5 protein-coding genes are annotated in these 26,439 nt (G+C 49.3%); all 5 read left to right on the top strand.

The window, feature by feature from the left end; all coding sequences use genetic code 11:
* Window positions 1-14: 14 nt before the first annotated feature.
* The 5 genes from AB0L18_RS02920 to AB0L18_RS02900 all read left to right on the top strand — a co-directional run bounded on the left by AB0L18_RS02920 (window position 15) and on the right by AB0L18_RS02900 (window position 25,887).
* Window positions 15-359, top strand: a complete 345-nt coding sequence (locus tag AB0L18_RS02920; RefSeq protein WP_367391086.1) for a LytR/AlgR family response regulator transcription factor — start codon at window positions 15-17, stop codon at window positions 357-359.
* Window positions 360-391: 32 nt separating this feature from the next.
* Window positions 392-1,906 carry a hypothetical protein gene (locus AB0L18_RS02915; protein WP_367391085.1) on the top strand — a complete coding sequence of 505 codons (1,515 nt, stop codon included), beginning with the start codon at window positions 392-394 and terminating at the stop codon, window positions 1,904-1,906.
* A gap of 1,297 nt (window positions 1,907-3,203) precedes the next feature.
* The gene (locus AB0L18_RS02910; protein WP_367391084.1) at window positions 3,204-4,685 is read left to right on the top strand and encodes a hypothetical protein; all 1,482 of its coding nucleotides are present in this window, start codon (window positions 3,204-3,206) and stop codon (window positions 4,683-4,685) included.
* Between the two features lie 353 nt (window positions 4,686-5,038).
* Complete coding sequence (locus AB0L18_RS02905) at window positions 5,039-5,488, top strand: hypothetical protein (RefSeq protein ID WP_367391083.1); 450 nt, start codon at window positions 5,039-5,041, stop codon at window positions 5,486-5,488.
* A gap of 749 nt (window positions 5,489-6,237) precedes the next feature.
* Entirely contained in the window at window positions 6,238-25,887 is a 19,650-nt protein-coding gene (locus AB0L18_RS02900) for a GEVED domain-containing protein (RefSeq protein ID WP_367391082.1), read from the top strand.
* The last annotated feature ends 552 nt before the right edge of the window (window positions 25,888-26,439 follow it).

The raw sequence follows: 26,439 nt of genomic DNA, 5'->3' as shown, positions 1-26,439 counted from the left end.
TAGGTTTGAATACTATGAACAACGAAACACAACCCTCCTCTGCTTATATTTTTATTCGGAAACAAAATATCCTACATCGAATCCATTATGATGAAATTAGGTATATCCAGGCAGAAGGAAATTATTGTTACTTCATCACGAGTAAAGGAGGAAAGTACACTAGTAAAATTTCGCTCAAGCAACTAGTGTTAAGCTTACCCGACGATCAGTTTGTGCGGATTCATAAAAGCTATGTCCTTAATTTTTATCATTTGTTAAAAATTGATACCAAAGAAAGGCTTGCTTACGTAGGAGAGGCGGCACTCCCTGTGGGGCGTACATTTTTGAATCAATTAACTGATCGGGTGCTGATTATTTAGAAATTGCCATCGATCATCCATCTTAAACTTTTATGCAGGTACTCCGGGAATTGGTCCAGATTATTACTAGAATTAAGCTGCGTTCTATTCGGAAACTCGGCTTCCCTTTTAGTATTAATACCCAATTGGGAGAAATGTATGAAATGTTGGCGGATGATGTTGGAGATGATGAACTCGCTCGTAAACTTACCCATCAGTCGAGCAAGTCAGGGGCTTTTAGGCGATTAAAATCTGACCTGATCGACCGCTTGATAGCTTCTCTATTTCTGGTCGATTTATCACTCCCTTCTTATAATAGTCGGCAACAGGCGTATTATGTAATTCATAAGAACTGGGCAGCTAGTAAGATACTGTTTGGTAAAAATGCGCGGATGGCGGCAGTAGAATTGGCTGAGCAAACCCTTCGTCAAGCTTTGCGTTATGAGTTCAATGATTTGGCGTTTGATCTAAGTAGAAATCTGAAGATGCATTTCGGTACAGTAGCCGGGGATCATGCCAAATACCAAGAGTATGCAGTGGAATGCACACGTTTGCAAGAGATATTGCGAGCAGAGATCATGGCGGAAGATAACTACACTCGTTTTATCAGTGAGTTTGTTCGTAAGAAAGCAGCTACAGAGGTTATCTTAGAAGAAGCACAAAAAGCTCACCTTTCCTTGTGCCCGTATACGGATAAGTTGGATGCTTACACGCTGCATCTTTATGCGGGGCTGCTAGAGATGGGGATTTATACAGCTTCTTCAGACTATAACGCTGCCGATAAGGTTTGCGATAAGATGATTACTTTTTTTGAAAAAAAGGAATATGAAGCCAGTGTTCCCCTGCAAATTGCGTATTACCAAAAACTTCTTTGTCATTTTCAGTTGGGAAAATTTGCACAAACTACCGATTTCGTAAACAGAGGTTTGTCACTTTTACAGGAAGGGTCTTACAACTGGTTTAAATTTCAAGAAACCTACCTGGTATTGGCACTTCACACGGGGGAGTTGAGTACTGCTTACGAAGTTTTTTGTCAAGCCACTGGGCACGCTCGATTCAAAGCACAACAAGAGGAAATTCAAGAATATTGGCGAATACTGGAAGCCTATCTCTACTTCTTATTCATATTGGGGAAATTACCCGAAGCTGAAGCCGACAAGCGGTTTACCAAGTTTCGTATTGGGCGGTTTCTCAACCAGATTCCTATCTTTTCCCGTGATAAACGAGGGGTGAATGTGAGCATATTGATCATCCAAATTCTGTTGTTGGTTTCTCAACAACGTTACCAAGATACTTTTGCCAAGATTGATGCCGTGGAGCAGTATTGTCGCCGGCATTTGTTTACTAAAGATACCTTACGGTCGTTTTATTTTTTGAAAGCTTTATTGGAATTACCAAAAAACTCATTCCATAAAGCCGCGGTTCAGAGAAAAGCCGCGAAGCATCTCGATAAAATGAACCTTCACCCACTGGAAGAAGCTGGGCAAGCCAGCTTTCTCACCGAAATTATTCCTTTTGAGCTACTTTGGGATTACATTATTGGCCTGTTAGACAATAATTTTCATTAATAATGGGATTTCTTTTTATGTATTAATAAAATTTCCATATATTTGTCTTACCCAAACAAGAGCACACAAAAGCTATTCTACCTACCTTAATTCATTGCGCCCTGCCAGTTCCCGGTAGGCTCAACTGAATTTTTTTTATTCTACCCACAGCGGATATTGCTGCCAATTTTTCTATGCTGTTTTCAGCATAAGAAGTTAGCTGATATATCTAGCTATTGGTCCCGAAAACAAACGTTTTAAACACTATCCTGGTCAGCTCATTTTTATACTGATCTTAAAGTGGATTGGGCAAGACCCAACCTGCTTACTTGTCGGTATTGCTGAATCAAACAACAACACAATAGGTTTCCGTCTTGGTAAGCCCTGTACTTTGCGTGTATTGCGTTTATACAGGCCTAAGCAAGGCCAACAACAAGGTTATTAAAGCGACAACCTAAGGCAATGGTTGGCCTTTTTCCTTGTTTGCCACACATATAAGTATTGACTTCGTGTAGCACTATTGCTGCATTTTTTATAAACGGGATAAATCACATGACATGAAAAAATTACAACTAAACACAGTTAACTTTTTGAAAAACAGTAAGCATTATCGAATCATTATTGTCGAAACAACAGGACCTAAAAAGTGATATTTATTTTTCTCAAATAATTCATTTTAAATAGGTTAGGTTTTTTAATGGCTTTTTTTGATTGATTTAAGGTGGTTTGTTTTTCCAGGTCTTGTAGGTAGTTTTTAAATTGTTTTTGCCTACGTTTGTACTACCAACATTTCGTTGTTATCACATGAAAAATTGGGAACCGCAACTATACAATTGAAAAGAGCTATGAGATAGTCAATTCCCCCCTAATGACTAGTTAATAAAAAGTCCCTACTTTAGCATTGATTGAGGTAGGGGCTTTTTTTAGCTCCTTTGGCTTAATTTATTAGAGATAGTAGATTTTTGCTATTCCAACATATGAACAACATAGACGAAATTTAGAAAGTTATCACCGATGGTTTTGATCGGTGCGGCTTGCAGACTGCTTTATACAAATCATTAATTGCATGAAAAATTTACTCACCTCCGCTATTCCTAGCGTTGTGCTTCCTATTGGGAAGTGTGCTTCCGTAATAATTATTTATTCAGCTTTAGCATTACCTCATTACTGAATGGGAGAGATGGGCTTACGCTAGCCTAATCCCTTTCCTATCGTGTGTCTAAAGAGAATATCTAATAATTAAAGCTTAAAATTGATGGAAACGCTCAAGGAACTTGCTCTCCTTATTACTCGAAATAAGGCAAAATCAATTGAGATTTTGGACCTAAAGAAACGTAAGGACTCTAATATCAATGAATTTTATTTCGGCTTAGCAGAAGGTAAATTCGAGACCGACGAAGATGCTGCTAGTTATTTTTACCCCGGTTCAAATCAAGGCAGCAACTACCGCAAGCTCAAAGCGGGACTGAAAAGTAGGATGTTGAATACCTTGTTTTTTTTGGACGTAAAAAAAAGCAACTATACAGATCGGCAGAGTGCTTATTATGAGTGTTACAAGGATTGGGCGACGATCAATATCCTGCTTGCCAAGAATGCCTATCAATCCTGCAAGGAATTAGCTAAAAAGGTACTTCGCTACGCCGACAAATACGAATTTACAGAACTTACCAGAGATGTTTCTCGAATTCTTAGGCTTCATTATGGTGCCCAACTTGGGGATGTGAAACAATATCACCACTACCGAGAAATGTATGAGACCTTTGATCAGATTTGCCGTTGGGAGGATATCGCAGAAAGGCATTATACGGACATCATGATCGAGTATGTCAATAGCAAAAGTAGCAAGGATCATTTGGTGGTGGTAGTGGAGCAAGCGCTGATTGAGCTGGAGGAGTATCGTCAGCAATCAAATTCTTATCGACTCAATCTCTACTACTTTTTGATAAAATTGATCAAGCAAAATATGGTCAATGATTTTCAAGCAGTTTACCATGCTGGAGAGGAAATGTCGTTGTTTTTTGAACAAAAAGATTATACCGCCGCTACTCCTTTACAGATTGCTTATTATTACCAATTATTGTCCTGTACTCAGTTGGGGCAATATAAAGAAGGGAAAAAGATTGCCTTAAAATGCCTTAGCCTACAGACGGAAGGCAGCTTCAACTGGTTCAAGTACCAAGAGCTTTATTTCCTCTTGGCCATGCATAGTGGAGAGTACCAGGAGGCATATCATATCTATGAAGAAGTTGATAACAACCCAAGGATGAAGTTTTTGCCTGAAAATGTCAAAGAAATTTGGACCATTTTCTGGGCGTATCTTTACTATCTAGGTAATATTGGGAAGTTGGAAGTTGAAGAAGAAAATACCACTTTCTCTAAATTCCGCTTAGGCCGATTTATCAACGAAACCCCCATTTATTCGAAAGACAAGCGGGGAATGAACATCGCGATTTTAATTATCCAGACGCTCTTTTTGATAGAACAGAATAAATACAGTACAGCTATTGATAAATTAGAAAGCCTGGAGAAATACTGCGCGCGCTATCTTCATCAGGAAGAAACCCTGCGCTCCTACTATTTTTTAAAGATGTTACTGTCGTTTCCTAAAGGTGCTTTTCATCGTGTGGCTGTAGAAAGGAAAGCCCAAAATTTCATTTCCAAGCTAAAGGATATCCCGCTGGAGAATGCTAATCAAACCTATAAAATCGAAATTCTTCCCTACGAGAAATTATGGACGTATTCGATTGAACGGCTTGATTTAAAAAGCTACTCTCCTCGCCGTACAGCAGAAGAATCATAAAGAATACTTTCTCCTCATCCCTGAATTCATACGGAAATTCCGTAAGTGAGTGTGTAAATCAAATTGGATCATCTTATTTTAGTTCGAATACTAAGTGTAGGCGTGACTGTTAATGTTTCAAGGGATTGGCTTTTTATAAAAAATTGATTAATAATACTTTATGTAAATAAGCGTTCGTTTCTGTTGAAATTATCTCACGAACAAACAGACCTTTTTTGTCCTGCCCTTACCTGAATCACTTCTTACCTTTGGAGTATCAAAAGTTAGTCCCTGGTTTTCAATACTTTTGAATACTCGTAAATATGAAACTTATCCCCCCTGTCTGTACATCGGGAAGTGCTATACCATGCAATTTGGATATGCTGGATGAATCAGGTACCAATCAACTTAGCACGAGTATCGCGTTGCAAGTCGTTTTTGGTTCTCCTTCTCGCGGATGTGCAGGGAGTGGCGTTTGTAAAATGCTTCCTCATACTGTAATTCTTCCTAAAGATTGGCTTTGTCCGGTATGGGCAGCGCATTTGTATTGGTATGCTTTCAGCAATACATTTCAGTTGAGTTTTCCTCTTGCGCAGTTTACCCAGTCTGATAGGAATAAATGGTTTGCGGAAGATAAATTCTTGTTAGAAGAAGCATTTACGCTTCCTCTTTGGCTAGCTAAATTACTTGGGGAGAACAACTACTCAATACCCGCTGGCAGTTACCCTTGTGAAACGCACTCTAAATTGACAATTAATTTTAAAATAGCAAAGCAGAAAAATAGCCTGACGCGAACCCGTCAGCGACTATTACGAGGAGCCTGATCGCTTACCCTGCCACATGGCTTTGATGCTTCAGCTCAGAAGAAAATGTTTGTTATAAGATATGTAATAATGATTTGTTTTTTTAGCAAGACTATACTTAGGTGTAGTCTTGTTTTTTTTGTAAAAAACTGATTGTTAGCGTTTTGTGTATTTTAATTGGTAGTATTAGTCTATTCTGAGGTACTCGCCTCAAGAGCTACTGTCCACGCTGTTCACTCCCTGTTCATGTAGATTTGTATCAACAAATTGGCACACTGGGTTTAGTGTTGCCAAGCATGATGAAAAAAATTACAACTGCTTCTATTCTTCAAGGTATGCTTTCTAGCATATCCTCTACAGGGTGCTTTTTTAGTGTATCAAGAGAATAGTTAGCAACAATATCACATGAAATGAAAAAAATGACCACCATTCCACAAGACTTATGTTACCGCATTATCACTGTTGATACCGTTAGTCCTTGATTTGTAGTTTTTGTGGCTGGTATAAATAATTGATAGTCAGTAGTTTTTGTTGGTTTTTTGTGTTTTTTGCGTAAAAAAAGGGGAGGACAAAACCTAGTTGCTTTTCTATTGAGTAGCAGTGGCTTCTCCTACTTTTGACCTATCGTTTTTTACAATCTAGTTTTAAGAAGTCCAGTCACTTCAAAAGTCCATCCTAAAGATTAAAGTTTATTTCGATTACAGTGAGGCGATGTAGCCCCGCTCTTTTTGACGACGAGCATTATTGAGAAAAACAAATCTAATAATCACATGAATTTTTTCTACCCTCTGGGCGTCAGCAGTGGTCTATCCACCCAAGCTGACCAACAAAAAAGACCTGTTTCTTATAACAATACTTGGCGAATACCAGTATTGTTATTGCTGTTTATGGCGGGAAGTTTGCTGCCTAATTTGGTTCAAGCACAAACCTGTTCATGTACAGATTACCTCTATGTCAATGACCCAACTTTGGATATTACCCACAAGTTTCAGCTTGATCCAGTTGGCGGCGGAGTGGTAGGAGAAATTGATGCACCCAACTGGCTACCGCCTGGTGCAATTACCAATGCACATGGTGTAACTGCAGATATCAATGGTAATTTATACATCGCTCAATTAGCTGAAGGTGCGACTCCCAACCGACTTAATAAGGTCAATTGTGATGGTACGGTGCTGGATAACAACTTTATCGCTCCCTGGGGTAGAACCTATAATTTAGTTTCGATAGGGAACACACTTTATACCATTGGGCAACCTTCCGGAGGGGGCTTAGACTTTTTTGTAACCGCTTATGATGTATGTACCAAAGCAATTGTTTACCAACGACAGCTTAACCCAGGAACAGCTGTGAACTGGGGGATGTCTAAAGGAGCAGATGGGAATATTTATGTAACATCTTCTTGGGGAGGAGCAATCGCCGGTTATACATATAACCACAGGGTATATCGCCTTCCCCCTGATTTGTCATCCGTGACGACAGTGGTGACAATTCCGAATACGAATGCGAATAATTTTACCTTGGGCGTTGATTCTGACGAATACGGTAACGTTTTCTTTGTTACCAATGACGGTTCGAATAATAACCGCACCACCCTTTATAAAGTAAGTTCTACAGGAACTGTTCTTGCCACCTTAGTGGATCCAGGTCTGAACATGTCAGGCTTTGGTGGTGCTTGGGGGCTTACTTATTACCAGTCGGCCAATAAAATATACATTGGTACCCTTGGTGATGATTGTGTTGCTGTAATTGATGCTGGTGGTGCTACCGGACCAATGACGTATCAAGCACCTTTAAGCGTACCTCACGTACCGGGAACTTATTCGAAAGCAATCAATATCGTTCGGGAATGCTGTCCTTCCCCGCTAGTCCAAACGATTGATCTTTCGCTTTGTAATACGGAATATTCACTAGGCGAAAAAGTATTCCTCCAAAACCTCACAGGTTGTGATGGTACCATTTGTGGAGGATTGTGGTCAGCAAATGCTGGCAACGTAGGATTAACCTTCGATGCCTGTGCAAGTACTTTTACCATCAGCGCACCTAGTGCTTGTGGTACTTTTGTGCTTAATGGAAACAATGACCAGTGTGGTGCTTTCACCCTTACGGTTAATGTAGAATACAATAGCATAACGGCTCCTACAGTATCAGCTAGTCAATCAATTTGTACAGGAGATACCCCTGCCACTTTAGTTGCATCAGGTGCAAATAGTGCTAATGGCAGTACAGTGATGTATCAATGGCAAGTAAGTTCTACAAATTGTAGTACTGGCTTTACAGATATTCCTGGTGCCATAAACGCTACTTACTCACCCGGAGCACTTACGCAGAATAGGTATTACCGCGTAAGAGTAGTTGCTGATGCAGGCTGCGGAGATGGAAATTGTGAGGCTGAGAGTAACTGTGTACAAATCACCGTCAACCCGCTACCCAATGTCACATTTTCAGCACCGCCTGATTTGTGTGTCGATGCCGGTGTCCAAGCAGGTCTCGGTGGAGGCTCTCCCGCAGGAGCCGGCGGTGTATATAGTGGTGCTGGTGTTACCGATAACGGCAACGGCCTGACCTATAGTTTTAACCCGGCTGTAGCTGGAGTAGGTACACATACCATTACCTACACTTATACAAATGGCAATGGCTGTACCAGTAGTGCCAGCGATAACATTGAAGTTTTCCCGCTACCGGTAGTAGCCTTTACGGCACCACCTGATTTATGTATTGATGCGGGTGTACAAGCCGGCCTTGGCGGCGGAACCCCAGCGGGCGCTGGTGGGGTTTATAGTGGACCAGGTGTCACAGATAACGGTAACGGACTGACGTACAGCTTTAATCCTGCTGTAGCGGGCGTTGGCACACATACCATTACTTATACCTATACCGATGGTAATGGTTGTATCGATAGTGCTTCCGACAATCTAGTCGTCTTTGCGCTTCCAGTGGTGACTTTTACAGCTCCACCTGATTGCTGTCTGAATGACGGTGTGTCGGTAGGTCTTGGTGGTGGCTCTCCTTCTGGTGGTGTCTATAGTGGTCCCGGCGTCACGGATGATGGCAATGGTATGACCTATAGCTTTAACCCTGCTGCTGCGGGTGTTGGAGTACACACACTAACCTATACCTTTACGGATGGGAATGGCTGTACCAATAGTGCGAGTGATAATAAAGAAGTTTTTGCTATCCCAACCATTACCTTCACCGCACCTACCGACCTTTGTGTAGATGCGGGTGTACAAGCCGGCCTTGGTGGCGGCTCTCCTACGGGAGGAGTCTATAGTGGTGCTGGCGTTACGGATAATGGCAACGGTCTGACCTACAGTTTCAATCCAGCAGCTGCTGGTGTGGGAACACACACCATTACCTATACCTATACGGATGCAAATGGCTGTACGAATACGCCAGCCACGGATAATGTAGAGGTCTTCCCGCTACCAGTAGCAGGCTTCACCGCACCTGCCGATCTGTGTATTGATGCGGGTGTCCAAGCTGGCCTTGGTAGTGGTACTCCAGCGGGAGCTGGTGGTGTCTATAGTGGTCCCGGCGTCACGGATGATGGCAATGGTATGACCTATAGTTTTGATCCTGCTGTAGCGGGCGTTGGCACACATACCATTACTTACACCTATACCGATGGTAATGGTTGTATAGACAGTGCCACGGACGATGTAGAAGTCTTTGCGCTTCCGGTAGTGACCTTTACCGCTCCCCCCGATTGCTGTCTGAATGACGGTATCTCGGCTGGCCTAAGTGGTGGCTCTCCTCTAGGGGGTGTCTACAGTGGTCCAGGTGTTACCGATGACGGCAATGGCATGACGTATAGTTTCGATCCTGCTGCTGCGGGCGTCGGCGTGCATACGATCACCTATACCTTTACGGATGGGAATGGCTGTACCAATAGTGCGAGTGACAATAAAGAAGTGTTTGCTATCCCAACGATCACCTTCACAGCACCTACGGACCTTTGTGTGGATGCGGGTGTCCAAGCCGGCCTTGGTGGCGGCCTCCCCACTGGAGGGGTCTACAGCGGTGCAGGTGTTACGGATGATGGCAACGGCCTGACCTACAGTTTCGATCCTGCTGCTGCGGGCGTTGGTACGCATACCATTACTTATTCCTATACCGACGCCAACGGTTGTAGCAATACCCCTGCGATGGATGCTGTGGAAGTCTTTCCTCTACCAGTGGTTAACTTTACTGCTCCTGCCGATATTTGTGTAGATGCTGGCGTTCAAGCTGGTCTCAGTGGAGGTACTCCATCCGGAGCTGGCGGTGTCTACAGTGGTGCTGGTGTTACAGATGACGGCAATGGTATGACTTATAGCTTCGATCCTGCTGCTGCGGGCGTTGGTACACATACCATTACTTATACCTATACCGATGGTAATGGCTGTGTTGATAGTGCAAGTGATGATGTCGTAGTATTTGGTTTGGATTATGGAGATCTTCCAGATCCTCCTTATTCTACGACCAACGCTAATGGTGCTGCTACACACTGTGTACCTACGATCGTGCAGTTGAAAATTGGTGCTGCAGTAGATACTGAAGGCGACGGTCAGCCAACAGCAATGGCCGATGGTGATGGTGCCGATGAAGATGGCTTCAACCCAGGAGCTGTAATGTTTATCCGCTATCTGGCTCAAGACCTCACCATTCCTGTAATGAACATGACTGGCAATACCGCCAAATTGACCATGTTTATCGATTGGGACAACAATGGCGATTTCACAGGAACCAATGAAATGTACAGTGATGACATTTTGCCTGGTGATGTGAACGGAGTGTTGCTAGGTGTTACACCTCCTGCAGGAGCGGTTATCAATACCAATCTAGCCGTGCGTTTCCGTTTGAGTACGGACATGGCCGCTGTTATGAGTCCTGGTGGTGGTGCCCCTGATGGGGAAGTAGAAGATTACCTCATTCAGGTAATGGCCTTTGATTATGGTGATTTAGCGGACGTTGGTGACGGTGTTGGTGAAAACAATTACGAGACCAACGAAGCCAATGGCGGTCCTAGCCATAAAATTGTTACCGATGGAATGGGCAACCTTATCTTGAAGTTAGGTGCAACGGTTGATGATGAACTAGATGGCCAACCCAGCGCAGACGCCGACGGCGACGGCGCCGACGAAGACAGCTTCGATCCCAACGCACAGATGTTTGTCACGGGTCAACCGATCGACTTGACGTTCCCGGTAATGAACATGACGGGTATGGACGCGAAGCTGACGGTCTACATCGATTGGAACAACAACGGTGATTTCAACGATCCGGGTGAGATGTACTTCGTAGTAGTGGCCAACGGCGACACCGAAGCGACGATCATGGGCATCGTCCCCCCACTGGATGCGACCCTGAACGACGACATCGGCTTCCGTATTCGTTTGACGACGGATGTGGTGATGAGCCCTGAAGGTCCTGCGCCCGATGGTGAGGTAGAAGATTACGAGATCATGGTGATGGGCTTCGATTATGGCGACTTGGCGGATACTGGTGACGGTACCGGCGAGAACAACTACGAGACGAACGGAGCCAACGGCGGCCCGAGCCACAAAATCATCACGGATGAGAACGATATGGTGCTGTTGAAACTGGGTGCTGCTGCGGACGATGATGCCGACGGCCAACCTAGTGATGATGCCGACGGTGACGGTGCCGACGAAGACAGCTTCGACCCCAATGCACAGATGTTTGTTGCTGGCGAGTCAGTAGACCTGACGTTCCCGGTAATGAACATGACGGGCATGGACGCGAAGTTGACGGTATACATCGACTGGAACAACAACGGCGATTTCAACGATCCGGGCGAGATGTACTTCGTAGTAGTGGCCAATGGCGACACGGAAGCGACGATCATGGGCATCGTCCCCCCACTGGATGCAACCTTGAACGACGACATCGGCTTCCGTATTCGTTTGACGACGGATATGGTGATGAGTCCTGAAGGTCCTGCGCCCGATGGTGAGGTAGAAGATTACGAGATCATGGTGATGGGCTTCGATTATGGTGACTTGGCGGATACTGGCGACGGTACCGGTGAGAACAACTACGAGACGAACGAAGCCAACGGTGGTCCAAGCCACAAGATCATCACGGATGAGAACGATATGGTGCTGTTGAAATTGGGCGGCGCCGCCGATGCGGATGCTGATGGCCAACCGAGTGATGACGCTGATGGCGACGGCGCCGACGACGATAGCTTCGACCCCAACGCACAGATGTTTGTAACGGGTCAACCGATCGACCTGACGTTCCCCGTAATGAACATGACGGGAGTAGACGCGAAGTTGACGGTATACATCGACTGGAACAACAACGGCGATTTCAACGATCCGGGTGAGATGTACTTCGTGGTAGTGGCCAACGGCGACACCGAAGCGACGATCATGGGCATCGTCCCCCCACTGGATGCAACCTTGAACGACGACATCGGCTTCCGTATTCGTTTGACGACGGATGTGGTGATGAGTCCCGAAGGTCCTGCGCCCGATGGTGAGGTAGAAGATTACGAGATCATGGTGATGGGCTTCGATTATGGTGACTTGGCGGATACTGGTGACGGTACCGGCGAGAACAACTACGAGACGAACGGAGCCAACGGCGGCCCGAGCCACAAGATCATCACGGATGAGAACGATATGGTGCTGTTGAAACTGGGTGCTGCTGCGGACGATGATGCCGACGGCCAACCTAGTGATGATGCCGACGGTGACGGTGCCGACGAAGACAGCTTCGACCCCAATGCACAGATGTTTGTTGCTGGCGAGTCAGTAGACCTGACGTTCCCGGTAATGAACATGACGGGCATGGACGCGAAGTTGACGGTATACATCGACTGGAACAACAACGGCGATTTCAACGATCCCGGTGAGATGTACTTCGTAGTAGTGGCCAATGGCGACACGGAAGCGACGATCATGGGCATCGTCCCCCCACTGGATGCGACTTTGAACGACGACATCGGCTTCCGTATTCGTTTGACAACGGATATGGTGATGAGTCCTGAAGGCCCTGCGCCCGATGGTGAGGTAGAAGATTACGAGATCATGGTGATGGGCTTCGATTATGGTGACTTGGCGGATACTGGCGACGGTACTGGCGAGAACAACTACGAGACGAACGAAGCCAATGGTGGTCCAAGCCACAAGATCATCACGGATGAGAACGATATGGTGCTGTTAAAATTGGGCGGCGCCGCCGATGCGGATGCTGATGGCCAACCGAGTGATGACGCTGATGGCGACGGCGCCGACGACGATAGCTTCGACCCCAACGCACAGATGTTTGTAACGGGTCAACCGATCGACCTGACGTTCCCGGTAATGAACATGACGGGTATGGACGCGAAGTTGACGGTATACATCGACTGGAACAACAACGGTGATTTCAACGATCCCGGTGAGATGTACTTCGTAGTAGTGGCCAATGGCGACACCGAAGCGACGATCATGGGCATCGTCCCCCCACTGGATGCGACCCTGAACGATGACATCGGCTTCCGTATTCGTTTGACAACGGATATGGTGATGAGCCCTGAAGGTCCTGCGCCCGATGGTGAGGTAGAAGATTACGAGATCATGGTGATGGGCTTCGATTATGGTGACTTGGCGGATACTGGCGACGGTACTGGCGAGAACAACTACGAGACGAACGGAGCCAACGGCGGCCCAAGCCACAAAATCATCACGGATGAGAACGATATGGTGCTGTTGAAACTGGGTGCTGCTGCGGACGATGATGCCGATGGCCAGCCCAGTGATGATGCCGACGGTGACGGTGCCGACGAAGACAGCTTCGACCCCAATGCACAGATGTTTGTTGCTGGCGAGTCAGTAGACCTGACGTTCCCGGTAATGAACATGACGGGCATGGACGCGAAGTTGACGGTATACATCGACTGGAACAACAACGGCGATTTCAACGATCCCGGTGAGATGTACTTCGTAGTAGTGGCCAATGGCGACACGGAAGCGACGATCATGGGCATCGTCCCCCCACTGGATGCGACTTTGAACGACGACATCGGCTTCCGTATTCGTTTGACAACGGATATGGTGATGAGTCCTGAAGGTCCTGCGCCCGATGGTGAGGTAGAAGATTACGAGATCATGGTGATGGGCTTCGACTATGGTGACTTGGCGGATACTGGCGACGGTACTGGCGAGAACAACTACGAGACGAACGAAGCCAACGGTGGTCCAAGCCACAAGATCATCACGGATGAGAACGATATGGTGCTGTTGAAATTGGGCGGCGCCGCCGATGCGGATGCTGATGGCCAACCGAGTGATGACGCCGACGGCGACGGTGCCGACGACGATAGCTTCGACCCCAACGCACAGATGTTTGTCACGGGTCAACCGATCGACCTGACGTTCCCCGTAATGAACATGACGGGAGTAGACGCGAAGTTGACGGTATACATCGATTGGAACAACAACGGTGATTTCAACGATCCGGGTGAGATGTACTTCGTAGTAGTGGCCAACGGCGACACCGAAGCGACGATCATGGGCATCGTCCCCCCACTGGATGCGACCCTGAACGACGACATCGGTTTCCGTATTCGTTTGACGACGGATGTGGTGATGAGCCCTGAAGGTCCTGCGCCCGATGGAGAAGTAGAAGATTACGAGATCATGGTGATGGGCTTCGATTATGGTGACTTGGCGGATACTGGCGACGGTACTGGCGAGAACAACTACGAGACGAACGGAGCCAACGGCGGTCCGAGCCACAAGATCATCACGGATGAGAACGATATGGTGCTGCTGAAACTGGGTGCTGCTGCGGACGATGATGCCGATGGCCAGCCCAGTGATGATGCCGACGGTGACGGTGCCGACGAAGACAGCTTCGACCCCAATGCACAGATGTTTGTTGCTGGCGAGTCAGTAGACCTGACGTTCCCGGTAATGAACATGACAGGTATGGACGCGAAGTTGACAGTATACATCGACTGGAACAACAACGGCGATTTCAATGATCCGGGCGAGATGTACTTCGTAGTGGTTGCCAATGGCGACACGGAAGCAACGATCATGGGCATCGTCCCCCCACTGGATGCGACCTTGAACGACGACATCGGTTTCCGTATTCGTTTGACGACGGATATGGTGATGAGCCCTGAAGGTCCTGCGCCCGATGGTGAGGTAGAAGATTACGAGATCATGGTGATGGGCTTCGACTATGGTGACTTGGCAGATACTGGCGACGGTACTGGTGAGAACAACTACGAGACGAACGAAGCCAATGGTGGTCCAAGCCACAAGATCATCACGGATGAGAACGATATGGTGCTGTTGAAATTGGGCGGCGCCGCCGATGCGGATGCTGATGGTCAACCGAGTGATGACGCTGATGGCGACGGCGCCGACGACGATAGCTTCGACCCCAACGCACAGATGTTTGTCACGGGTCAACCGATCGACTTAACCTTCCCGGTGATGAACATGACGGGAGTAGACGCGAAGTTGACAGTATACATCGACTGGAACAACAACGGTGATTTCAACGATCCGGGCGAGATGTACTTCGTAGTAGTGGCCAATGGCGACACCGAAGCGACGATCATGGGCATCGTCCCCCCACTGGATGCAACCTTGAACGACGACATCGGCTTCCGTATTCGTTTGACAACGGATATGGTGATGAGCCCCGAAGGTCCTGCGCCCGATGGTGAGGTAGAAGATTACGAGATCATGGTGATGGGCTTCGACTATGGTGACTTGGCGGATACTGGTGACGGTACCGGCGAGAACAACTACGAGACGAACGGAGCCAACGGCGGCCCAAGCCACAAGATCATCACGGATGAGAACGATATGGTGCTGTTGAAACTGGGTGCTGCTGCGGACGATGATGCCGACGGCCAGCCCAGTGATGATGCCGATGGCGATGGCGCCGACGAAGACAGCTTCGACCCCAATGCACAGATGTTTGTTGCTGGCGAGTCAGTAGACCTGACGTTCCCGGTAATGAACATGACGGGCATGGACGCGAAGTTGACGGTATACATCGACTGGAACAACAACGGCGATTTCAATGATCCGGGCGAGATGTACTTCGTAGTGGTTGCCAATGGCGACACGGAAGCAACGATCATGGGCATCGTCCCCCCACTGGATGCGACCTTGAACGACGACATCGGCTTCCGTATTCGTTTGACGACGGATATGGTGATGAGCCCTGAAGGTCCTGCGCCCGATGGTGAGGTAGAAGATTACGAGATCATGGTGATGGGCTTCGATTATGGTGACTTGGCGGATACTGGCGACGGTACTGGTGAGAACAACTACGAGACGAACGAAGCCAATGGTGGTCCAAGCCACAAGATCATCACGGATGAGAACGATATGGTGCTGTTGAAATTGGGCGGCGGCGCCGATGCGGATGCTGATGGCCAACCGAGTGATGACGCCGACGGCGACGGCGCCGACGACGATAGCTTCGACCCCAACGCACAGATGTTTGTCACGGGTCAACCGATCGACCTGACGTTCCCCGTAATGAACATGACGGGAGTAGACGCGAAGTTGACGGTATACATCGATTGGAACAACAACGGTGATTTCAACGATCCGGGTGAGATGTACTTCGTGGTAGTGGCCAATGGCGACACCGAAGCGACGATCATGGGCATCGTCCCCCCACTGGATGCGACCCTGAACGACGACATCGGTTTCCGTATTCGTTTGACGACGGATATGGTGATGAGCCCCGAAGGTCCTGCGCCCGATGGTGAAGTAGAAGATTACGAGATCATGGTGATGGGCTTCGACTATGGTGACTTGGCGGATGCTGGCGACGGTGAAGGCGAGCAAGACTACGAGACGGCGTCTGCGAACGGAGGTCCAAGCCACAAGATCATCACGAATGAAGAGGATATGGTGTTGTTGAAACTGGGTGCTTCTGCCGATGATGAAGCTGACGGTCAGCCAAGTGCTGATGCCGATGGCGACGGGGCAGATGAAGATGGTTTCACACCTGGTGATTACATGTTCGTAACGGGTCAACCGATCGACTTGACGTTTGACGTGATGAACATGATGGGCATGGACGCTAAGTTGACGGTGTTCATCGACTGGAACAACGACGGTGTGTTTGGTGCAGACGAGATGTACGCTACGACGGTAGCCGACGGTGATACGGAGGCTACAATCAACGGCATCGTTCCACCGCTTACTGCGACCTTGAACGACGACTTGGGTCTACGTATCCGTCTGAGTACGGACATGGCCGCAAGCATGAACCCAGAAGGAGTTGCGCCTGACGGTGAGGTAGAAGATTACGAGATCGTAGTGATGGGCTTCGACTATGGTGACTTGGCGGATGCTGGCGACGGCGAAGGCGAGCAAGACTACGAGACGGCGTCTGCGAACGGCGGTCCAAGCCACAAGATCATCACGAATGAAGAGGATATGGTGTTGTTGAAACTGGGTGCTTCTGCCGATGATGAAGCTGACGGTCAGCCAAGTGCTGATGCTGATGGTGACGGGGCAGATGAAGATGGTTTCACACCTGGTGATTACATGTTCGTAACGGGTCAACCGATCGACTTGACGTTTGACGTGATGAACATGATGGGCATGGACGCGAAGTTGACGGTGTTCATCGACTGGAACAACGACGGTGTGTTTGGTGCTGACGAGATGTACGCTACGACGGTAGCCGACGGTGATACGGAAGCTGCAATCAACGGCATCGTTCCACCGCTTACCGCAACCTTGAACGACGACTTGGGTCTACGTATCCGTCTGAGTACGGACATGGCCGCAAGCATGAACCCAGAAGGTGTTGCGCCTGACGGCGAGGTAGAAGATTACGAGATCGTAGTGATGGGCTTCGACTATGGTGACTTGGCGGATGCTGGCGACGGCGAAGGCGAGCAAGACTACGAGACGGCGTCTGCGAACGGCGGTCCAAGCCACAAGATCATCACGAATGAAGAGGATATGGTGTTGTTGAAACTGGGTGCTTCTGCGGATGATGAAGCTGACGGTCAGCCAAGTGTTGATGCCGATGGCGACGGGGCAGATGAAGATGGTTTCACACCTGGTGATTACATGTTCGTAACAGGTCAACCGATCGACTTGACGTTTGACGTGATGAACATGATGGGCATGGACGCGAAGTTGACGGTGTTCATCGACTGGAACAACGACGGTGTGTTTGGTGCAGACGAGATGTACGCTACGACGGTAGCCGACGGTGATACGGAGGCTACAATCAACGGCATCGTTCCACCGCTTACTGCGACGTTGAACGACGACTTGGGTCTGCGTATCCGTCTGAGTACGGACATGGCCGCAAGCATGAACCCGGAAGGTGTTGCGCCTGACGGTGAGGTAGAAGATTACGAGGTCGTAGTGATGGGCTTCGACTATGGTGACTTGGCGGATGCTGGCGACGGTGAAGGCGAACAAGACTACGAGACGGCGTCTGCGAACGGAGGTCCAAGCCACAAGATCATTACGAATGAAGAGGATATGGTGTTGTTGAAACTGGGTGCTTCTGCGGATGATGAAGCTGACGGTCAGTCAAGTGCTGATGCAGATGGTGACGGGGCGGATGAAGATGGTTTCACACCTGGTGATTACATGTTCGTAACAGGTCAACCGATCGACTTGACGTTTGACGTGATGAACATGATGGGCATGGACGCGAAGTTGACGGTGTTCATCGACTGGAACAACGACGGTGTGTTTGGTGCAGACGAGATGTACGCTACGACGGTAGCCGACGGTGATACGGAGGCTACAATCAACGGCATCGTTCCACCGCTTACCGCGACCTTGAACGACGACTTGGGTCTACGTATCCGTCTGAGTACGGACATGGCCGCAAGCATGAACCCAGAAGGTGTTGCGCCTGACGGTGAGGTAGAAGATTACGAGATCGTAGTGATGGGCTTCGACTATGGTGACTTGGCGGATGCTGGCGACGGCGAAGGCGAGCAAGACTACGAGACGGCGTCTGCGAACGGCGGTCCAAGCCACAAGATCATTACGAATGAAGAGGATATGGTGTTGTTGAAACTGGGTGCTTCTGCCGATGATGAAGCTGACGGTCAGCCAAGTGCTGATGCTGATGGTGACGGGGCGGATGAAGATGGTTTCACACCTGGTGATTACATGTTCGTAACAGGTCAACCGATCGACTTGACGTTTGACGTGATGAACATGATGGGCATGGACGCTAAGTTGACGGTGTTCATCGACTGGAACAACGACGGTGTGTTTGGTGCAGACGAGATGTACGCTACGACGGTAGCCGACGGTGATACGGAGGCTGCAATCAACGGTATCGTTCCACCGCTTACTGCGACCTTGAACGACGACTTGGGTCTACGTATCCGTCTGAGTACGGACATGGCCGCAAGCATGAACCCAGAAGGAGTTGCGCCTGACGGTGAGATAGAAGACTACGAGATCGTAGTGATGGGCTTCGACTATGGTGACTTGAATGACGTCGTTACGGGCACCAATGGGGATACCGATGCACCGCTCACGCCTGCTGATTACCAAACAGCTGCTGCTGATGGCGGCCCTGCGCACAAAATCCTCACGAATGAAGAGGATATGGTGACTTTGAAAATCGGTGCTGCAGTAGAAGATGAAGCCGACGGTCAACCAAGTGCTGATGCTGGTATCACCGGAGGTGATGATAATAATGAAGTGGACGATGAAGATGGTTTGGATTTAGACAATATTCCATTGTTCATCCTTACGTTGACTACCGATTTGGAGATTCCAGTCATGAACATGACAGGAGAAGATGCTACGATAGCTGTTTATGTAGATTTCAACAAGGATGGTTTCCTTGATCCAAACACGGAGAAATTTACGGCTACGGTAGCTGATGGTGATACGGAAGTGACCGTAAATGTTGGCCCAATTCCTGCAGATGCGGTAGTTGGCCAGGATGTAGGTCTGCGTATTCGCTTGGCCAATGATATGGACGAAGTAATGTCTTCCACCGGTGTTGCCAACAGTGGTGAGGTAGAAGATTACATGATTCAAATTATCGGTTTCGACTACGGTGATTTACCTGACACTTATGGGACAACGGGCGACGAAGCGCCGCGCCATATTATCTCCGAAAGCCTAAAACTAGGTTCTTGTGTAGATACAGAACTAGACGGTTTCCCTGAACCCATGGCGGGTATGATGGAAGGTGGTGATGATGCCGATCCTGGCTTGTTTACCTTCGGGGATTGTGTAGGAGAAGGTGATGAAGATGGTATCGTCTTCAGCCACCCGATGATTCCAGGCAACGAGTCCTGCATCACGGTTACCGCGATGAACATGACGGATGAAGATGCGGTACTGCAAGTATGGATAGATTGGAACGGCGACGGCATGTTTGGTGCTGGTGAAGAACTGGTCTTCAATGATGCCACTGTCCCTGTAGGCGGAGTTGATGCGGTAGAATACTGCTTCCCAGTACCAGCCGTTGTTGCCTACAGCGAAGGAGCACTGTTTATCCGTGCTCGTTTGAGTCCTGATGGTGGCCTTGCACCAGATAACCAAATGGGAGCTGTACCTTTCGGTGAGATCGAAGACTACAAAATCAAGCTCAGCAAGGTAGGTAACCTGGTCTGGGAAGACTACAACGGTAATGGTGTACAAGACGAAGCTGCAGAGCTGGGTATCAACGACGTAACAGTAGAGTTGATCTGGTACGGTGTTGATGGCATTGCTGGTACCGCTGATGACCAAAGCTATACAACTACGACGCAAAATGTAAATGGCGTTGACGGTGTATATAGCTTCTGTGGTTTGATCGACGGAACGTATACACTCGGTATTCCAGAACTTCCTGGCGATTTTGTGCCTACTTGGTCGGATATCCCTGGCGATGATGAAATCGACAGTGATGACCATGCCGGTGTAGAATTCACTATCGAAGATGTGATGGGCTTACCTGAAGGGGAGAACGGCACGGGCGATAACCCTGGTGGCAATAATGGTTTCCCTGATATGCAGGATGACCTGAGCTTCGACTTCGGCGCTTACATCCCCGCAGAACTGGGTGACTACGTTTGGTTGGATGAAAGCTACCAGAACAATGACGATACCCAGGTGAGCACTGGTGCTGTTCCTGATGTTCCGATCGAAGGCGTTACGGTTACCCTGATGGGTACCAATAACATTGGTCAGCCCGTAATGCTGGTATTAACCACTGATGAGAATGGTTACTACAAGTTCGAAAATCTGGCTCCTGGTACTTACAAAGTGATCTTTGATGCCAGTACGGCCCTCGAAGAGTGTGGACCGATCTTACTGGCTGTAAGACCTAATATTGGCGACGATGCCCTGGATTCTGATCAGGATCAGAATACGTTTACCACGGATTTCTACGACCTGTTCTCAGGTGATGATATTCCAACGGTTGATGGTGGTTTTGTAGAACCTCCGATCGAGCTGGGTTGTATCGCGAACTTGAACGTGACGCTGGGTGCTAACTGTAGCGCTACCATCACGGAAGACATGATTCTAACGGGCCTCTACGGCTGTGTTGATGACTTCATCATTACGGTCGACGGAACGGATAGCAATGTGATCTCCGGTTGTGGTGAACACACCTACATGATCCAGATTGTGGAAGACGGTGAAATCGTCTACACCTGCTGGGGCAGCATCTTCGCCGAAGACAAGACCGATCCTGTCGTTGAATGTCCTGAGGATATTGACGCGGTAACGGTTGACTTTACCATTCAGGAGATCAATGGATCGCTTGATGGTGGTGAAGCGACACTCGATTTGGGTGATTACAGCTGTTTCCAGGATGTGTTTGGTCCTACCGGCAACGGTCAGCAATACGAGCTGCACACCTTTACGACCTCTCCGGATCTACCTGCTGGACAGGATGTCTACACCTTCCTGGTGGCTGCTGAATTTGATGCACACATCGCCCTGTACCAGGGAGGATTTAATGCAGATAATCCATGTCAGAACATCATTGGAGGAACGGAAGATACCTACGCTTTTGCGAATGGCTTCTTCGGGATCGGCTTGTTTGCCTTCCCTGATCCAAGCTATCGCATTACGCTGCCACTACGTCCGAATGAGACGTATACGATCTTGATTGCCAACAACCAGGCAGGCGATCTGGGTGATTACCTGATTGCTGCCCTGAGCGACCACGGTGGTCAGCTGAATGGCACATTCGGTGCTCCCGGCCCGCTGGCGGTGGAGATTGACCTGATCTGTGATGATATCAACTTGGTGCAAATCCAGGGTCAGGGCACCTATACGGTTGATGCCAATGGCAACATCCTGCCGGGTACCCTGTCGGCAAGCTTGCGCGACATCCTCGACCTGACGGGTTATCCCGAAATCAGTGACAACTGTGGTCCGGTGAGCGTAATTGTTAGCGATGTGGTCAGTGCTGCTGGCGATTGTGGTGATGTGACCATCACCCGTACATTCCGCGTAGCTGATCGCGCCGACGGCGTGTGTATCGGTACGCCTCGTACGGATGAGTGCACCCAGACGATCACGATCCGCAAGCCAACGATCACGGACCTTACGGTACCACCATTCACGGCGGTGATCGAGTGTGATGAAGACTTCCCCACCGATGGATCGGTAGGTGGTCCTGATGACAACCCAGCAGCTACCATCACGGGTTACTCCTATTTGGTGACAGCTTCCGGTTTCTTCGACCTGGCACAAACCTACTGCAACGTAGGCGCCAGCTACTCGGATGAGCCCCGCATCAACGTATGTACCGGCACGTACCAGGTACGTCGTGAGTGGAACATCATCGATTGGTGTGATCCAGGCAATGCCTTCATCTACAACCAGCTGATCAAAGTCGGTGACTTCACCGGCCCCATCCTGACGGGTGTAGCCCCAACGCTGACGATCTCTACCTCTCCCTTGAGCTGTGTAGCGAATGTGTTGATCCCAACACCAACGATTACCGATGGCAATGGCTGTTCTGATGTACATACGACAACCTACACCATCCTGGCCAACGGTGAGAGCTTCTTCGCTGGCGGTAACATCGCCGATAACGATGTGGTAGGTGTACCCGTAGGTACCCACACGCTGATCCTTTGTGCGGAAGATGCTTGTGGCAACGAGACCTGCGAGGAATACACGCTGATCATCCGCGACGAGATCGAACCTACAGCCAGCTGTGACGACGACCTCAACGTCTCCATCGGTGGTGGTGATGTGCTCAACGGTATCGAAGGTATCGCGCGCATCTTTGCGACCGCAGTCGACGAAGGTTCTTCGGACAACTGTGGGGAAGTAACGCTCGAAGTCCGCCGTAACTACTGGCGCAACGAAACCTGTGATCCTAGCGAAAACCGCTGGAGCCCATGGGGAGAGTACATCGACTTCTACTGCTGCGATATCAACAACGAAATTACGATTGAACTACGGGTAACGGACGAGTCAGGCAACCAGAACATTTGCTGGATGACCATCGTACCTGAAGATAAACTGAACCCTTACTGCTACGCTCCGGCGAACGTGAATCTGAGCTGCAACGACCTTCCGCTGGCCTTCCCTGGAGACATCCAGACGGCTTACGACGAAGACTTCGCTGCGACCTCGATCATGATGAGCTCGATCTTCGGCGGTGCTACGGGTACGGACAACTGTGCGGTGGACACCATCGTAGAACGCACGCCTAACATCCAGGTGAACGACTGTGGCTGGGGAACCATCACGCGTCGTTTCGAAGCCTGGCAGCTGCGCCCCGAGGGCGATGCCAATGGCAACGGTGCGATCGACATCAACGAAGTGTTCCGCTCGACGAACAGCTGTAGCCAGCTGATCACGATCACGGAAGTCCACGACTTTACCATCGACTTCCCCGAAGATGTGGCCGCTGACTGTGGCGATCCGGAAGTACCGACGATCATCACCACCACCGCTGGTTGTGATGTGCTGAGTGTGAACATCGGCGATCCGGTCTTCTTTACTGCCAACGGCGATGCATGCTACAAGTACTCGATCACCTACGATGTCATCAACTGGTGCGTGTGGGATGGCGAATACACTGGCTACGTACTTCCTCGTATGACGGAAGATGACGGTGAGGCGCTGCCGATTGACCGCGCCGTGGAAGGCAACGAACGCCCAGTAGTACGGGTAGTGAGTGGCTTTGGCCCTGTAGACAACAACTGTGATAACATCGCCGATGCTCAGCCGGGCATTCAGTACAGCGTAGTGATCGACCGTGACCACACCGACCGCGATGGAGACTCTGATATTCCGAACACCGTTTACGACAACATCCCCGGCAACAACATCGGTTGTATTCCAGCCGATCAGTTTGGACGTCGCAACTTCGGTCGCTACATCTACACGCAATACGTGAAGGTGTACGACACCACGGCCCCAGTGGTAACTGTTGGTGAATACGGCGGCCCAACGGCCAACTGTCCTAACCTGTTGCCTGGTCAGTTTGGTGATGACGACGGTGATTGTCAGGAAGCAGTCAGCATTCCATTCAGCGTAGCTGACGAGTGTGAACTGTTTGACCTGGACGGTGTGCTGGTGGTCAACATCGTATCTGCCCAGCTGGATGCCTTCGCAGTAGACGCTAACGGCGACGGTGACATCAAGTCGAACGAGTTTGTAGCTGATGCCAACGTACTGAGCAATATCACCAGCAATGGTGACGGCACTTACCTGTTCACAGGAACGTTCCCGATCATTACCTCGGCGATGGGTGATAACATCTACCACGCGGTACGCATCCTGTTTGAGGATGGCTGTGGCAACCAGACCAGCGAGACCATCGTCTTCGATGTGATCGACTGCAAAGGCCCTGCTCCGGTCTGTATCAACGGCCTGACGGTAACGCTGATGCCAACACCTGAGGGTGAAGGTTGTGCGATGGCAATCTGGGCGGCTGACTTTGAAGGTTCCCCAATCAGTGACTGTACGGGTCAGGGACCAGAACTGTTCGGCGGTCTGCCACGGGTGACGAAGTACGCGATCTACCGCGCAGCGGATGTAGAAGCTGATCCAGACTTTGTACCAAGTCCCGATGATATCGGATTGGTATTGACGGATGCGGATGAGCAGACCACGGTGGTTTACGTGTACGCCTTCGACGAAGAAGGTAACTACGACTACTGTGAGACTTATGTCCTGGTACAACTGCACGCTACGTGTAGCGGTGATGAAACCGGCACGATTGCAGGTATCATCATGACGGAAGGTAACGAAGCGGTAGAAGGCGTGGAAGTGAGCATCAATGGCGGCATGACCGCTACGATGACCACGAATACAAACGGCACCTACAGCTTCAGCAACCTGACACTGGGAGGTGACTACTCAGTAACACCGTACCTGAATGCCAACCCGCTGAACGGAGTGACCACCTTCGATATCGTGAAGATCTCCAAGCACATCCTCAACGTGGAGCCACTCGTTGGGCCTTACAAGCGCATTGCCGCGGATGCCAACCGTAGTGGAACGATTACGACGCTGGATTTGATCCAGATCCGTAAGCTGATCCTTAACGTGATCACGGCGTTCCCCAACAATACGAGCTGGCGCTTTGTGGATGCAAACTACGAGTTCCCGGAAAGTACGAACCCCTGGTACGAGACCTTCCCTGAGTTGATCAATGAGAACAACCTCCCGGGAGATGTGCTGGATGCGGACTTCGTGGGTGTGAAGATCGGTGATGTGAACGGTAGCGCCCAAGCCAATGCTTTGGCCGGCGATGATCGTACCTTGAAGGGCATCTTCCTCCTCCAAGCGGAAGACATTGACCTGAAGGCGGGCAATACCTACACCGTAGCCGTGACGGCGGAGAACCTGAACCAGATCGAAGGCTACCAAGGCACGCTGCAATTGAGCGGTGTGGAATTGGTGGACATCGAATACGGACAGGCACAAGCTGAAAACTTCGGCCTGCGCTTCGTAGACGAAGGCACCATCACCATGAGCTGGAATCACAACGGTGGCGATAGAGACGGATTGCAATCCGTCTCCTACGACGATGTCCTGTTCAGTCTGGTACTGCGAGCAAGTGAAGACCAGCCCCTGCGCGAAGCGCTGAGCATCAGTAGCCGTTACACGGCTGCGGAGGCTTACCGCTCGGGCGAGCTGACCGATCTGGGGATTGAATTTACCAGTGGTTGGAATGCTGTTGCGGAGTTTGAATTGTACCAGAACACGCCGAACCCTTTTGCAGCGGCAACCCTGATTGGCTTTAACCTACCTGAGGATGCAACTGCTACGGTAACGATCAACGACGCCAGCGGACGGGTACTGACGATCATCAAAGGCGATTACGCTGCTGGTTACAATACGATCAACTTGACCAAGGAGATGATCCAAGGTGCTACGGGTGTATTGACTTACACAGTAACGGCCCGTCTGGCCAATGGCGAAGCCGGACAGGCTGGTGAGTTCACTGCAACCAAGAAGATGATTGCTGTAAAATAATGATGGCTTGTCGGTGAATTTATGAATTCGCCGGACGAACGATCAGTCTGACTAACGAACGGCGGTATCCTTAACGGGGTGCCGCCGTTTGTGTTTTGGGGTTTCGCTTCCGCTCCATCCCTTCTGAGTTTGACTTGTCTTGGAACAACTCCGAGGACCGAAGGGACGATCAGCGGAACTAAAATCTCCTCGGCTTAATTGTCTCGTTTATTATATTGCCGTTCCTTACCCTTTTTTACCGGTCAGTTCGCACCCCCGTTTTTTTTATCATTCACCGACGCTTTCTCACCTCTTTACCTTTTTGCTGTTGGCTATTATTGGCTTTATCCGCGCACGGGTAAGCCTGGATATGTATTTCAACAACCAACCATAATTTCTCAGGAAAGCATTTTTTCAATTCTTTAGCACTGCCTGCCTGGTGTTGGCCTTTTCCTTGTCTTTGGCGGCGCAGGCCACAACGCCGCGCCTCAGCATCCAGGGCGCGCTCAAGGATGCCAGTGGTATTTAGGTAGCCGATGGCACCACACTCACCTTCAAGCTGTACAATGCCTA

The sequence above is a fragment of the Lewinella sp. LCG006 genome, from assembly GCF_040784935.1.
Classification (GTDB): domain Bacteria; phylum Bacteroidota; class Bacteroidia; order Chitinophagales; family Saprospiraceae; genus Lewinella.
Note: the sequence above shows the minus strand (reverse complement) of the source record. Positions and strands in the feature narration are given on the sequence as shown.